Annotated in this window: 15 protein-coding genes; 11 read left to right on the top strand and 4 right to left on the bottom strand. The window is 38.3% G+C overall.

Features of this window, described 5'->3' with window-relative positions:
• Positions 1–70: 70 nt before the first annotated feature.
• On the top strand, positions 71–706 hold the full coding sequence (locus NIES592_RS03020) for a flavin prenyltransferase UbiX (protein WP_062248757.1): 636 nt from the start codon (positions 71–73) through the stop codon (positions 704–706).
• 155 nt (positions 707–861) lie between these two features.
• Positions 862–1,572, top strand: coding sequence for a LapA family protein (locus NIES592_RS03015; RefSeq protein WP_073554869.1), 711 nt, complete (start codon positions 862–864; stop codon positions 1,570–1,572).
• Positions 1,573–1,599: 27 nt separating this feature from the next.
• Here NIES592_RS03015 and NIES592_RS03010 read toward each other — a convergent pair whose 3' ends face one another.
• From NIES592_RS03010 to NIES592_RS03000, 3 genes are all read right to left on the bottom strand, one after another.
• Positions 1,600–1,794, bottom strand: coding sequence for a hypothetical protein (locus NIES592_RS03010; protein WP_009756696.1), 195 nt, complete (start codon positions 1,792–1,794; stop codon positions 1,600–1,602).
• 486 nt (positions 1,795–2,280) lie between these two features.
• Positions 2,281–2,850: an HD domain-containing protein gene (locus NIES592_RS03005; RefSeq protein WP_062250750.1), complete on the bottom strand. Its 570-nt coding sequence runs from the start codon at positions 2,848–2,850 to the stop codon at positions 2,281–2,283.
• Positions 2,850–4,229, bottom strand: coding sequence for a TIGR03985 family CRISPR-associated protein (locus NIES592_RS03000; protein ID WP_073554973.1), 1,380 nt, complete (start codon positions 4,227–4,229; stop codon positions 2,850–2,852). Before NIES592_RS03000 ends, NIES592_RS03005 begins: the two co-directional genes overlap by 1 nt.
• Before the next feature lie 371 nt (positions 4,230–4,600).
• Here NIES592_RS03000 and NIES592_RS02995 point away from each other — a divergent pair, with 371 nt between their 5' ends.
• The 9 genes from NIES592_RS02995 (at position 4,601) to NIES592_RS02955 (ending at position 14,353) form a co-directional block, all read left to right on the top strand.
• Entirely contained in the window at positions 4,601–5,518 is a 918-nt protein-coding gene (locus tag NIES592_RS02995; RefSeq protein ID WP_073554868.1) for a CRISPR-associated protein Csx3, read from the top strand.
• Positions 5,518–7,878 carry a type III-A CRISPR-associated protein Cas10/Csm1 gene (cas10, locus tag NIES592_RS02990; protein ID WP_073554867.1) on the top strand — a complete coding sequence of 787 codons (2,361 nt, stop codon included), beginning with the start codon at positions 5,518–5,520 and terminating at the stop codon, positions 7,876–7,878. The genes NIES592_RS02995 and cas10 overlap by 1 nt, the downstream gene beginning before the upstream one ends.
• Before the next feature lie 8 nt (positions 7,879–7,886).
• Positions 7,887–8,366 (top strand): type III-A CRISPR-associated protein Csm2, encoded by a 480-nt coding sequence (gene csm2 / locus NIES592_RS02985; RefSeq protein WP_084552204.1) that lies wholly within the window; start codon positions 7,887–7,889, stop codon positions 8,364–8,366.
• Between the two features lie 2 nt (positions 8,367–8,368).
• The gene (gene csm3 / locus NIES592_RS02980) at positions 8,369–9,349 is read left to right on the top strand and encodes a type III-A CRISPR-associated RAMP protein Csm3 (RefSeq protein WP_073554866.1); all 981 of its coding nucleotides are present in this window, start codon (positions 8,369–8,371) and stop codon (positions 9,347–9,349) included.
• A 1-nt stretch (position 9,350) separates the two neighbouring features.
• Positions 9,351–10,388 (top strand): type III-A CRISPR-associated RAMP protein Csm4, encoded by a 1,038-nt coding sequence (gene csm4 / locus NIES592_RS02975; protein ID WP_073554865.1) that lies wholly within the window; start codon positions 9,351–9,353, stop codon positions 10,386–10,388.
• Positions 10,389–10,392: 4 nt separating this feature from the next.
• Positions 10,393–11,682 carry a type III-A CRISPR-associated RAMP protein Csm5 gene (gene csm5, locus NIES592_RS02970; protein WP_073554864.1) on the top strand — a complete coding sequence of 430 codons (1,290 nt, stop codon included), beginning with the start codon at positions 10,393–10,395 and terminating at the stop codon, positions 11,680–11,682.
• On the top strand, positions 11,682–12,455 hold the full coding sequence (cas6, locus tag NIES592_RS02965) for a CRISPR system precrRNA processing endoribonuclease RAMP protein Cas6 (protein ID WP_073554863.1): 774 nt from the start codon (positions 11,682–11,684) through the stop codon (positions 12,453–12,455). The genes csm5 and cas6 overlap by 1 nt, the downstream gene beginning before the upstream one ends.
• A 29-nt stretch (positions 12,456–12,484) precedes the next feature.
• Complete coding sequence (gene csx2 / locus NIES592_RS02960; protein WP_073554862.1) at positions 12,485–13,741, top strand: TIGR02221 family CRISPR-associated protein; 1,257 nt, start codon at positions 12,485–12,487, stop codon at positions 13,739–13,741.
• Positions 13,742–13,855: 114 nt separating this feature from the next.
• The gene (locus NIES592_RS02955) at positions 13,856–14,353 is read left to right on the top strand and encodes a hypothetical protein (protein WP_073554861.1); all 498 of its coding nucleotides are present in this window, start codon (positions 13,856–13,858) and stop codon (positions 14,351–14,353) included.
• Between the two features lie 88 nt (positions 14,354–14,441).
• Here NIES592_RS02955 and NIES592_RS24885 read toward each other — a convergent pair whose 3' ends face one another.
• On the bottom strand, positions 14,442–14,579 hold the full coding sequence (locus NIES592_RS24885; RefSeq protein ID WP_178379461.1) for a hypothetical protein: 138 nt from the start codon (positions 14,577–14,579) through the stop codon (positions 14,442–14,444).
• Positions 14,580–14,596 lie beyond the last annotated feature (17 nt).

The following is a 14,596-nucleotide window of genomic DNA, read 5'->3' as shown; positions in this document are numbered from 1 at the left end:
ACAAATGCTATCTCCCTGAAGGGAGACGCTACGCGAACGACCCTACTAACTCTTCCCAAATAATAGAAACGTGTCAAACAATAACAAGCCACTCATTTTAGGAATTACAGGTGCATCTGGTTTAATCTACGCAGTTCGCGCTTTGAAATATTTGCTTACAGCCGACTATGAAATTGAATTAGTTGCTTCTAAGTCAACCTACATGGTTTGGCAATCTGAGCAAAATATTCGTATGCCAGTAGAACCTGTTCAACAGGAACAATTTTGGCGACAACAAGCAGGAGTAGAAACGAGGGGAAAGCTACGCTGTCATCCTTGGGGAGACGTGGGGGCTAATATCGCTAGTGGTTCCTTTCGTACTTTAGGAATGATTGTAATTCCCTGTAGTATGAGTACGGTAGCTAAGTTAGCAGCAGGGTTAAGTTCCGACTTGTTAGAACGAGCCGCAGACGTACAGCTAAAAGAAGGGCGAAAGCTAGTCCTAGTTCCCCGTGAAACTCCTTTTAGTCTGATTCACTTGCGGAACTTAACCACCCTTGCAGAAACCGGAGTAAGAATCGTACCTGCAATTCCTGCTTGGTATCACAATCCTCAAACTATTGAGGATTTAGTTGATTTTGTAGTTGCCCGTGCTTTGGATCAACTCGATATTGATTGTATTCCTATTCAACGTTGGCAAGGTCATCTTGTGAAGGATGAAGGATAAAGTATGAAGTATATGGATGCCCTTTGGGCAGTTTCCCAAAGGGTAGGATGAAGTGTGAAGTGTGGAAGACCAAATAAAATCTAAAGTATAAGTATTTTCCCTTTACCTCCTAATTTTCTGCTTTTTATCTTCTGCCTTCATCCTTTGTAATCTCTATGGCTCTTTTTCGATTAATTTTATTAGTAGCAACTATGGGAGGACTAGCGCTGTTATTAGTGCAAAATTGGTCTCCTATCCTCCCATTAGTCTTTTTCGGTATGCAAAGTAGACCATTGCCATTGGCAATATGGATTTTGTTCAGCATTGCTGCTGGTGCTGCAACCTCTTTGCTGATCTCTGGCTTATTTCAATTGTCGTATTTAGCAGCACCGCAACGACCAAAACCTTTTGCATCGAAGTCTCGTAGAACTTCAGTGAGTGGTAGCCGTCCCTCACAAGAAAAATATGCTGATAGCTATACCAGCCCCCCACCATCGGCTGCTAAAACTTCATCTCAATCCAATCCAGACGATGATTGGGACATCAACAACAGTGAAAGTTGGGATTTTGAGGAGAAATCAGACGCAACAAAAGCTCAAGATACCGAAGTTAGGGACTCGAAAAGCTATGAACGCCGACAAGAACCTAAAGACAGCTTTCGTTCAGGTTCTTCATATTCCTATAGCTACCGCGAACCCAAAAATTCTGGAGTCGGAAAAACTGAATCAGTTTATGATGCTGACTATCGAGTAATTATTCCCCCATATCAACCATCAAGTGATGATCTAACTGATGAAGATAATTCAAGCGAGAAAAATTATCAAGCTGATGAAGATGATTGGGGGTTTCTAGAGGATTTTGAAGATGACGAGCAGCGTAAGCGTTAATAAATAGAGACATCACCGAGCAAATCTCTACCTGATCCCACAACGCTCACGAGACTCCTGCTTCACCCTACCTGTCATAGCAGCTTCTTGTAAAGTCATAAAAGCATTAAAATCTTCTAGGTCATAGCGTGTACTCAATAATTGCCGTAGCTGATTTTCAGCTTCTACAGTCAAGTACCCTGTTGATAAAGCCTTTTGCACAACATCTCTAATCCGAATCATGCTTGAATCCTCAAACGACCACACTTAATGTATTTGGCTTATTCAAGCCAGATATGCAGGTTCTTAGTATTTTTCCAGCATTAAGTTGGCCAGGCTTTTTGCAACTGAATAAGAAAATAAGTCATTTTTTACACCTTGTATTGAAAAATTGCTATTTGTGCTAATCGAGAAACTCACTAAATATTAAGAATAAGTAGAGCAGTTTATATGTAAGTACTGAGATAAGCACATTGTGCTGGTAGAAACACAGTGCTGTATAAAGCTCTATTACTAGTGAGTTTGAACCACTTAGGTAGACGCACAAAGCTTCGATAAAGTTTCAATCAAGCTCAATCAAATCTTATTAAATTTACCTTAACATAAGCAATATTAATTGATTTATGTGAATTTACTGCAAAGATTGTCATCACTCAAGTAGTAGCAGGGGGTTGCATGAAATAATTAAGAGGGCGATCGCACGCTGTCGCCAAAATTAATGCAGGGATATCAAACCTGAGACAGTTCCTCAATTACCCGTGCAAACTCCTCAGTCATTAAGTCTGAACCATTTTCACGGTAAACTCGTAAAAGTTCCTGGTAAAACCACAAAGTTCCTTCTTTACCAGCTTTAAATTCATTCCAAATGCTGTTGCCATATTGTCGCGAGTCTGCTAATAACGACCTGGCATTGTGTAGTTTATCCGCCAAAGACACCCGCCGGATGGAGGGTGAAGCATGACGCAAGTTATGCAAATATCTTTTTTTGCGTTCTTGCCAAGGTGGTTTTGGGTAAATGTCGCATTCAGTACAGCCATCAATGATTGCTACTACTGTGTCTCCAAATTTCTGACGAATTTCCTCGCGGGTTTGACTTCCACCTTGATCTTCGATCGCATCGTGTAACAAAGCTGCGATCGCTTCTTCTTCAGTCCCTCCTGCTTCTAGTACCAGTGCTGTAACGCTTAATAAGTGTGTGACATAAGGAACACCGCTAATTTTACGGGTTTGATGAGCATGGAGACGGGTTGCATAAACTAGTGCTTCTGCAAATTTATCTGTTAGTTTCAATGTATTCATCACAACAGGGAATTTTGATGGTAAAACAGGAATTCTTTTGCTACCTCAGCAGCGATACTTTGTCGTAAATCAAAGGGAAGCAAGACTTCGCATTTAGGACGCCAAGCTCGCAGGCGCATAATGACGTTATTATCTCTATATTTATGATCTTGGTATCGGATACTTACTTGATAATAGGCATCATTCGGTGAACGATTCGCCAAAATCTTCAACAGTGCTCGCTGTAGTTCCGCTTGTTTAACCTCGCGCCGAATTAAATGTTGTGCTTGTTGGTAAGTAATTTCCACAAAGGTATCGTGGCGTTCAGTACCTTTAACGTAGCGATCATGAAATTCTCGCTCAAATCTGAGTAGCATCAGTTGAGCAGGCAAATAGAAATCAAAACCCCATGCTTTGCTCATTGCGACTGCGATGTCATCTGGAGTGGGTAAAGATTTCTGTTGGTAACTTTGTTGCAAATTATGGGGAAGCTGAGGGTTTGTCCACTCTAGGCGGATCATGTTTTGAATGCGATCAAGGCGAAAATTATACCAATCACCTTGTCGTAGGGGACTTTCACCATAGGCACACAGATAAACTGCTCTCTGCATGTAGTAGATGCATACCGGATAAACGATGCAATCAACGGTATCTCTTACCTTGGCGCTGTTGTATGTTAGCTTAATCGGTGGAACTGGAGTTTTTGTCCAAAGTTGTCTTAATTTGTATTGCCAGTCTTCAACTAAATCAATTGTGCTACGGGGAATGACATAATCAAGTTTGAGGAAAAAGCGTTGTACACCATTGATTTTTTGGGAATGGTTTTCTGCGATCGCACTCAAATCTTCCTGGAGAAAATTTAATTCGTAAGCACCAAGTTTCGCTATATTGACTTCATTATTTATAGTTGTAGGGCGTAATGGTAATTCAGTTACGCGATGATATTTCTGATTTTCATATAATAGCCATCCCAACTCAGCTAAAGTTTCCAAATCAGCTTGTAGGGAACGGCGAGTTACGCCAAACAAACGTGCTTTGAGCAATTTATCCAGTTGATATTTATTTATACCTGCGTAGGAAATAATTGATTTTTTCCATTCAGTTTCCGAAATTCCTATTTTTGGATCAAATAGCCATTTTGCGGTAGTTTTAGCACAGGGACATTTTTCATCGTGTAGTTTGGGAACAGTTTCACCTTTGGGGTGCGTAGAAGTAAAAAACACATCCCGCCATTGAGCATAGGTGAAAGCGTCATTTAAAGCCAAGGGGTTTTCACCATACAGCGAAGTCAACCACACCCATAAACGAACTGCTCGCTGTAGATTTTGTTTGAGAGAACCACGTGCTAACCACTGCAACAGTTCGACGTTGGGAATATCTTGGAAAACTGGCTCCAGCACAATTTTAACCTTTGCTGTCATTAGTGTTGACCTCCCTCTTACCTTTGGTTAAGCCTACAAGGAAAGAGGAGACTGAGTGGTTCAGTCTGTATTGAACTCAACTGCAAACCATCATTACCTCTAGGTTAATCCTAATTGGAAGCAGCCTCTTCCAGCAGGATTTATGATGTATCCATGCAATCAGCCAAGGTAATGACTACTTAGCAAAGATTGCCGATCCAAAATCTAAAATCTAAAATTGGCATGATCCCAAATCAGTATAATTTGTGATACAAATCATATATGATATTGAGTATAATCTGTTACACTCACTTAGTTGATTGATAGATATTTCGTTATTAAAATTTTAAGTATAAATACTGTCAATTTATATGACTTCGTATCAGATAAACCTTGAAGGTGACGTTTTAAAAGTCAGGTTTGGTCAACCTGCAAATGGCGACCAAGTAGTGCGGGATGCGGCGGCACGTTTAGATGAGATGATAACACTGGGGGAACTTGCTGGGGGCAAACTACTTAAAATTGATGGGCCTGCATCTGTAGCTGTTAGTTACTTGATCGCACATAAGATATCTCATTTATATAGTGCGATCGCAGTTTTTGACCCCAAAATAGGTAGAAAAGGCTACAAATCCTTTATTGTAGCAGTCTCTCATACTCCGGCATACAAGATAGGCGAACTGATCGAAACAGACGAACCGCAAAAGGATAAAATTTACCCAAAAATTGTAATTTGCGGTCCTTCCCAATCGGGAAAATCTTGTTTGCGCGAAGGTTTAAAGCAAGCAATTTCTAACATTGCAGGCGCACCCTATCCTTATGTGATTACCGCTTGTCCAGATGGTGAGGGTGCATGGTATTCCGAGGCTGCACAGCGCGACCTAAAATTAGCACAACAGTTAAAAGCAGCATACAAGGCGAAATTTACCCCAGAGTTTGCAACCAAAGCTGCAAATTGGGTGCGGAATGCAAACACACCCCTAAATATCATTGAAGTTGGCGGAAGAATAACTAATGAAAATCGGATCATTATGCGAGAAGCAACACACGCAGTAATTTTATCTGGGAAAAACGATAAAATTCCCGAATGGCAAGAGTTTTGTGAATCGCTGGGGTTGCGGATAGTTGCAATCATACACAGCGATCTTGAGGATAAAGAGGATGTGATTGAATCTGAGTCGCCTGTATTGACTGGTAAGGTTCACTGTCTTGAGCGAGGAAAGGATGTTTCCGGAAGGGAGATGGTGCAGATGTTGGCAAAAGTTTTAGTAAGGTTGGGTAGTAAATAATGAAACAATTACGTGTTGCTGAACGAGCTGCTTTGCAAGTGATCCAAGAAGCCGTTAGGGTGCTAGCGGATTGGACAAACTCGAAATTAAAAGAGAATTTACCAAAGTTAATAGCAGCAAATGGTAATCAGGATGTAATCAAAAAAGCCGTTGCAGAAGCACAGAGATTACTTTCTTGGAATAGCGAGGAAAACCCAAAAGCCTTGCGTCTGTTATTTGACTTAGTAAACTTGGAAAAAGACGAAGAGAAAAAGAGTCAAAATCAGCATCAACAACATTATTGGAAGCCAGATTTTATTGGCGATTGTAATCCTAAAATACCTTACCCCGTAGAAAAAGAACCTTCATTAGAAGACTTCAGTAAACTGAAACATGAAATTAAACAAGAATTAGATAAACTCGATGACGATAGAGATTTAAATAACCTATCTTTGCTGACTTTGATTCTAGAAAAATATGGTTCTTTTATCAGTTTTGGTGATGCGGATGTTGCATTAATAGATATAGCTAAAAGCACTGCTGCGGTTGCTGCTGCATTAGCAAATAATCCTGAAAGCAATAACCTAACTTTAATTGCAGGTGATTTATCAGGTATTCAAAAATTTATTTACACTATATCTTCTGATGGTGCGCTGAAATCTTTGCGTGCGCGCAGTTTTTACTTGGAATTAGTTACGGAAGAAGTAGTACAGCAACTTTTGGGAGCGTTAGAACTACCACGTACAAATGTTATTTATGCAGGTGGTGGTAATTTATATATATTAGCTCCTGCAATAGAATCAGTTAAAATCAATGTTGCAGAAGTTCGTCAACAATTTAATGAATGGCTTTTGGGTGAGCTTCAAGGCAAAGTTTTTCTCACACTTGATTGTTTAGACTTCCCCATCACAGATATTACCACTGCAAGATTTGCCGAATATTGGTCAGAACTGACAAGTAAAAAACTAGCTGCACAAAAGTCTCGTAAGTTTGCTGAAAATGTTAGCAAATTTATTCAAGAAAGTGAAAGTCACGAACCTTGTAAAGTTTGTCATCGTGATGATGTGGAACCAGGAAAATTAAAGCAGCTTAATAAGAACGAGCCAGATTCGGTGCTTGCTTGTGAAACTTGTTGCAGAATGTTTGAGTTAGGAGGACAGTTATTAAGAGTTGAAGTGATAGTGCGATCGCAAAGTCAAAACCTTGAGGATAAGTTTGACACACTTGCTTTTGAACTTCCTGCTACTGATAAACGTGATGCTAAAAATGTTTACTATCATTTGTTTCGCAGATGGAAACAAATAGTTCCAGATAATGACACAGCGTTATTGGTAAATGACTGGAACATAGAGCATTATAAATTCTCCCAGTTTAGGAAATCTTTTCCTTTACTGCTGGGAAACTATGCTCAAGAAAGTAGTGAAGAAAAAGGTTTGATTATCCGTACTAATGAAATGGCGGAAAAAGCCAAAGGTATACATAGAATTGGATATCTGCGAATGGATGTAGACAATTTGGGGAGAATCTTTGCTGAGGGTTTAGGAGAAAATAAAACTTTACCAAGAATTGCTGGACTTTCGCGCCAGATGAGTTATTTCTTTAAAGTTTATCTCAACACTTTAGCTGAATTTAGGCAAGGAAATTTCCTTAATCAAAATCAAGTAATCGCAGATATTTTACAGAAAAAAGCAGAATTTTTAACTCCAAATAGGCGAGATAATTTACTATTTATCTATGCAGGTGGTGATGATTTATTTGTGAGTGGTGCATGGAATGAAGTTGTAGAATTTGCCTTTGATGTTTATCAGTGCTTCCGCGCTTATACAGGAAATAATCCAGACATTACGTTATCAGGTGGTATTAGTATTAATGATATTAAATTTCCGCTTTACAAAGCCGCTGATGAATCAGGAGATGCGGAAGAAAAAGGTAAAGGTAATGGTAAAGATAGTTTAGGTCTATTTAGCCAAGTATTTAAGTGGGATGAATGGCTGGGAATAGAAGATATCAGCATGATTGATTCTGAAATTCAAAAATATTTACATTCAGAAACTAGACCAAAGCTACTAGGTATATTACCATTTGTCGAGAGATTAGAACAGCAAAATATCGGGGTTAATTATTCCCGTAATTTTGTGCGTAACTTACTCATCACCGCAGAAATACAAGAAAAAGCATTAGAAAAGTTTGAAGACAACAAAAAATCAGAGGAGGCTTTAGGAACTCGCTATTATTTGCATCTACCCAAGATTGCTTATACTTTAGCGAGATTACCCAAAAATGTACTAGATGACAGTGATTTTCGGACTTCCTTAAAAAGTCCATATAATGCGCCTTATTTTCGGGCGATCGCTACTTGGATTGAACTTTTAAATCGCTAGTAATTTATATGCCAGAACCGATTAAACCAAAATTATCAATTCCACCTCTAAATTCTAGGCAATCAATTCCTCAAACTCATGTGAATAAAACACAAAATATCGTTGAGGAAATTGTTAAAACTATTAACGACCTACCTGATGGATTAAAAACATATCCCATTCGAGACTTGGTTAAACATGCTGAAGAATTTGGCCCTTATCTCAAGCAACAAAGATTAGAAACAAACCAAGTTCGCAAATTTTTAGATGCTGTAAATCGCTTAAAAGCTGACTTAGCGGAAACAGGTGAATTTGCCAAAGTTGAAACAGAAGTTGTTCTGCTGAAACCAAAATTAGCATATGCTGCTGCCAGACAAAAAGCAGCAAAACCATTAGGTGAAGTTATGTCAGCTGCTATTGACAAAGTTCACAGCAAAGAAGATTTTGAACGGCTAGTTCAATTACTTGAATCAATTATTGCTTATCACAAAGCTGAAGGTGGAAAGTAAATATGCCAGTATCATACGCACAAAAACCCTTACTTGGTAAATTAACCCTCACTAGTCAACTTTCTGCTGAAACAGGATTGCATATTGGTGGTGGTGGCGAAAATTTGGATATCGGTGGACTGGATAAACCGGTAATTCGTGATCCTCTCACAAAATATCCTTATTTACCTGGTTCTTCAATTAAAGGCAAACTACGTTCTACCTTAGAAAGATTATTAAATAAACCCCTAAATCGTACAGGAGGAAGCGGTACTTGGCGCTACGAAAGTGACGATTTAAAAGATGGTTTTACTGAAGTAGAAGCAGGTAGATTTATTGCCTACGAAGGTGCTAACACCTGTCAAATTAGTCGTCTATTTGGTTCTACCGGGGGTTCCAAATTTTGGATGCCAATTGAAACTGCTAGAGAAGAAGGATTATATGAAGAAAATAAAAATAATCCTACTTCTACAATACAAAATCAAAATTGTATTAGAATCAATCGCGGACGTAACGCACCAGCTCGATTGATTATTCGAGATTGCCATTTGATACCAGAATCAGCAGAAAAACTAAAGCAAGTTGACACTGGTTTATACATGACCGAGTGGAAATTTGAAAACGGTATTGATCGAGTGACAGCCGCAGCAAATCCCAGACAGCTAGAACGTGTACCTGCTGGCTCAAAATTCCAGTTTGAATTAGTTTACACCGTTGAAAATAAAGACCAAGCCATCGAAGATTTGCAAAATATTGCGATCGCACTCGCCATTTTAGAAGATGATGCACTTGGCGGACATGGTTCTAGAGGTTACGGTAAAGTCAGATTTCAGAACTTTCAGTTTTCCTATCGTAGCTTGGCACAGTACCGCCAAATTACCAGTACTCCTCCTGGTACATCAGGTTTACAACCATTAGAAACCATTCCTAACACCCAAGTACTCTTAGATAACTTTGGAAATTTACGCGAGTACATCGAACAACGATTACTGCCAAGAGATTGATATGAGTGTCTGGAAACTTGTTAAACTCAACTTTGACCGTAGCCCCGCGCATTTTGGGGAAGTGGGAATTGGCATGGAAAAAACGAGCGATCGCGTCCGTTCCGATGCTTTATTTAGTGCATGGGTTAGTGTCTATGCGCGGTTATTCGGTAAAAATGCAGTTGAGGAATTATTGCAGATATTTCCTTCAAAAGAGCAACCTGAATTAACTCCCCCTTTCCGTATCAGTTCCACCTTTATTTACCGAGAAGTTGGACAAGAAACAATTTACTATCTTCCCCGTCCCCTGAAGTTTCCCATCAACTATCCTGATGACGATCTAGCTTTTTTCAAAACCTACAAAAAGCTTAATTATTTGCCTTTAGAAATATGGCAAAGATGGTATCAAACAGAAGGGTTTCAAGAGAGCGATCGCCAAGAATTAATTGCTCAAACTACTGGTAAAAAAGCAGCAGGAACCTTTGACTACAAAAAAGCCTTTAAAATTAACAAAATTCCCAAAGTTGCTGTAGACCGCGTTACTAGAGCAACAAACTTTTACCATACTGGTTTTGTTCAATTTGAGTGGGAGAAAAATCCGGCTGGTTTATACTTTCTCATACAATTATCTCCAGAAGGAGAGAAATTAACAGACAAGCTAAAAGCTGCTTTGTATCTATTAGGAGAAGAAGGACTGGGAGGAGAACGTTCGAGTGGTGCGGGGAGATTTCAAGCTAAGTGGTTAGAATTACCAGAAACCTGGAAAAAGGTAGTAAATTTTTCTGATGGAAATCATCACGCGCTAATGAGTTTGTTTTGGGATACACCCATAACAACCGAGTTTTTAAATCAAGCTAGCTATGACATTCAAGAACGGGGTGGTTGGATAGCAGAAAATCAACTCCGACGTAAAATGGTGCGCATGTTTAGCGAAGGTTCGGTTTTTCTTGTACCACCACAAGGAAAACTGGTAGATGTTACACCCAACGGTTTCAATAAACATCGCATTTACCGTAGTGGTATTAGCTTAAGTCTGTCAATTAAAGCACAGGATAAATAATATTATGGTGGTTTCTCCCGATTTTACTCTCAAGAAACCTGATTTTTATCAATCAAAAAAGATTCTCTTGACAAGTCCAATTTTACATATTGGCTCATCAGTATCAAGATTAAATCCTTTTGAATATGTACAGACAGATAGAAAAGTATATCTCCCCAGCCAAGAAGCCTTAGCAAAGGGTTTATTAGCGCAAGGAGGACGATTTTTCAATGACTATATTCAAGCAATTGAAGAACGCCAAGACATCACAGGACTTTTAAAACAAGCCTTTGGTTCCGAGTGGTGGAAAGCTAAAGATGCAGAAGGTTGTCCAATTTTTTCCAAAGAAGCCGTCAGCCAAAAGTTGACATCTGAGAGAATTACAGATTTGCGTCCCATGATTCGGAATGGGATGGGACAATTATTTATTCCTGGTTCTTCAATTAAAGGAGCAATTAGAACTGCCATCACATATTATCTATTGAAACACGCAGACCTTTTTCAATTACCTTCATCAAAGCGGGTGAGCGAAATTGAGAAAAAATTGAGAGAAAAATTAGGAAAAATTAACCAAAATCAGCAGAAATTTCTCGATGATGAGCTATTCATGGATAGTTTATTCTCAGAATTCCACCTCACATATCAAGAGAGAAACTTTCCTGGTAAAGGGCCAAATACAGACTTTTTCAGAGCTATCAAAATTACAGATTCAGCACCACTCTTAGAAAGCACAATCAAAACTAAGAAAGGTCAAGAAATACCTGTTAACATACCTGTTGTCGCCGAGGTAGTAGTTTCTAGCAGATTTCCAGATTACTTAGCTAAATATAAAGCATCTATCTATACTGAAATGGTGCGAAATATCCAAACAGAATTCACCATTACATTAGATACAGAAATGCTTTCATGGTTCACACATAAACAGGGGATGAAGTTACCCTTTAGTAACCTGGATGAACTCTTACAAATATGTCAAGAATTTACTCAAGAACAATGGGACTATGAGCATGATTATTGGCAAGAAATTAAAAATAATCCTCGAGCATCAGGGAAAAATTTAGATTTTAATTACATCCGCGAATTTTACGAACCAGAAAAATGTCCCTATAGCTTGAGATTGGGTTGGGGTAGTGGCATGAATGGAACTACTATTGGCTTGTGTCTTGATGATGAACTGCGGGAAGATATTCGCGATACTTGTGGTTTAAAAGCGCCTGGTTTTGAAGCACCAAAGTCTAGGCGAACTGTGATGAATACCAAAGGTGAAATTAAGTTTGTACCGGGATGGGTTAAATTCAAAAATCTACAAGACTAATGCTAATTCGTTCTACCTGGATATTAAGTGTATCAGAACCGACAATTTTACCCCGTTCCTATAGCTTGGAACTGGTAAAACAACTGCATCAACAACTAGGTTTAGAAATGGGAAACGAAGCGATTCCTTCTGTTTCATACTCAGGAATCATCGGTTCATGCTCCACTTCTAGAGATTTTTTCACCTTCCATCCAGAGGAATTTTACAAATTATCTCTGTCTGGATTACAGGAAGTTTCAGCAAAAGCAATTTCTCATCTTAATCTCTCAGACTCTTTAGAATTCCTTGGAGCTAAATTTAACGTTATCAACCGTGAAGATGAAATTACTAGTTATGAAGAATTGTATACTACTTTAGTAGCAAATGAACCAGAAGCAATCAGACGGTTTGAGTTGCAGTTTAGAACTCCGACAGTTTTTTCTCAGGGTGGAACAAATCTACCTCTACCTGTACCAAATTTAATGTTTCGCAGTTGGTTAGAACGCTGGAATAATTTTGCACCTGTTTATTTGGGAGGCGATGAATTAATTGCTTACCTCAGCAATGCGATTTTGCTGAAAAATCACAAAATTCAAACCAGAAGTTGGCAATTACATAGAGGTTATGTGAATGGATTTGTGGGTGATGTAACGCTACACATTTTTAATCGTGCTGACTCTTTATTGGCAAATGTGGCTAATTTATTAGTTCAATATGCGCGGTTTGCTGGTACGGGGATGAAGACACGATTGGGGATGGGACAGACTCAAATTCCAACTTTAACTCCTCAGTAAAATTAACTCAATAAAAGGAATTAAGCACAATGGCTAAAATATTAATTTCTCCTATTGGTGTTGGTGGAAGATTTAAAAGTCAAGTTAATTATGACAGAGAGTACCAAGAAGCCTGTTACAAAATTGGCGATATATCATATCCTCAAAGTCGATTTATGGCAGCTGTACTATACAAACATTTTAAGTTAGATGGAATTGTTTTCATTGGTACAGTGAAGTCAATGTGGGAAGAAGTATATCGTTTTTTTTGTGAAACCAATGGCGTACAGAAAAATGATGATTATTGGCTAGATTTAGCTTGCAAAATTGATGAGTTGAAATATGATAGTCCTCTAAATTCTTTAGATTTATCACCAATAGAAGAAATTTTGGGGCAACATTCTAAATGTATATTAATAAAATACGGCATTACTCAAGATGAATTATGGGAAAATTTTGACAGAATTTTTCAAATTGTAGATTGGTTAAATCCAGGAGATGAAATATATATTGATATTACTCATTCATTCCGTTCTTTATCCCTATTCCTGTTTTTAACTGTTACCTTTATCAAGGATTTAGCTAGCGAAAAGCAAATTAAAATTTCTGGTGTTTACTATGGGATGCTGGATGTTACAAGGGAACTAAAATATACACCAGTTGTTGACTTAAACCCATTGTTTGAAATGACTTCTTGGATTAAAGGTGCCTATAGTTTACAAAGTTATGGCAATGGTAATTTTATAGCAGAGCTTTTGAAAGCTCAAAATGAAAATCAATTGGCAAATCAGATAGAAGAACTTTCTCAATCTTTAAATATTAATAATGTTAACGCTATTAAACAAAAAAGCTCTATTTTAAGAACTTCTCTACAAAAATCAGTTCCTAAAACTCCTTTCCAATATTTAATCAAAACACTTGATGATTTTGTCAAAAAATTTGCACGTTCCTCTGTTAAAGAATCAGAATATCAGTTAGAACTAGCTGGCTGGTATTTTGATAATCAAAGATATGCTACTGGATATATTACTTTAGCTGAGGCAATTATTACTTATTTATGCGAAATTGAAAACAAAGATATTAGAAATAAGAATGCGCGAGAAGAAATGAAAAGTTTACTACATCGAGATATAAAAAATAGTGAATTAGCTAAGTTATATTTTAAAGTTAATCCAATTCGTAAAAGTATCGCTCATGCTTTATTAGAAGAAGGAAACCATGCGCATGATGTCCGTGATGCAATCAATAATTCTAAACATTATTATCAAGAATTAAAAAGAATATTTAAAACAGGAAGAATTGAATAATATATCAGTAGTTAACATTAACTATGTTGCATTTTCAAAATAAAATAACTTTTTTAAACAGTGGTTTTATAAAACCATCAGAATAATTTTGCAAGACACTAAACAACAACTACTATGTCTAAAATTCTCCTTGTCACCGTCGGTGGTTCCTTCCAACCCATCATCACCGCTATCCGCAGCTTACAACCCGATCGCGTTATCTTTATCGCTTCCGAAGGTGAAAAAGGAAGTAAATCACAAGTTATTGGCGAAGGAACTCCTTGTGAAGTGCGTCGGGGTGCAGAGGTGATCGAAAGATTACCCAACATTCCCACACAGGTAGATTTAGGAGAAAACTTTCAACCAGAACGGGATTTGATTTTAGTGCAAAATCCCGATAATTTAGCCGAATGCTATGCCAAAATTTGCAATTGTATCCGCAAATTACAACAAGAAAGCGGACACCAAATCATGGCTGACTACACTGGTGGAACCAAAACCTTGTCCGCAGCATTGGTAATGGCTGCTGTTGACTGCGGAATTTCTCTGTATATTACTATTGCAGCTAGGGATAATCTCGTGAAAGTGGAACGGGGAGAGTTAACCCAAAAGGTAGACACCAGCTTTAAATAATATTTTGTAGTATTGATTCAGGAGGCAGAGGGCTGAGGTCAGTCCCGATGAAAAAAATTCACCACTAAGTATGAAATAACCTCACCCCCTACCCCTCTCCTTGGTAAGGAGAGGGGTGTCCGACAGGACGGGGTGAGGTTGCTTTCAAGTCAGAAGCCACGAAACCGCGATCGCCAGACATCCCAATTAGCTCCCGGGTGAGCTTCGTAATCTTTTCTTTAGACACCAGCTAGAACTTTAATT

The organism is Fischerella major NIES-592, from assembly GCF_001904645.1.
GTDB classification, from domain to species: domain Bacteria; phylum Cyanobacteriota; class Cyanobacteriia; order Cyanobacteriales; family Nostocaceae; genus Fischerella; species Fischerella thermalis.
Note: the sequence above shows the minus strand (reverse complement) of the source record. Positions and strands in the feature narration are given on the sequence as shown.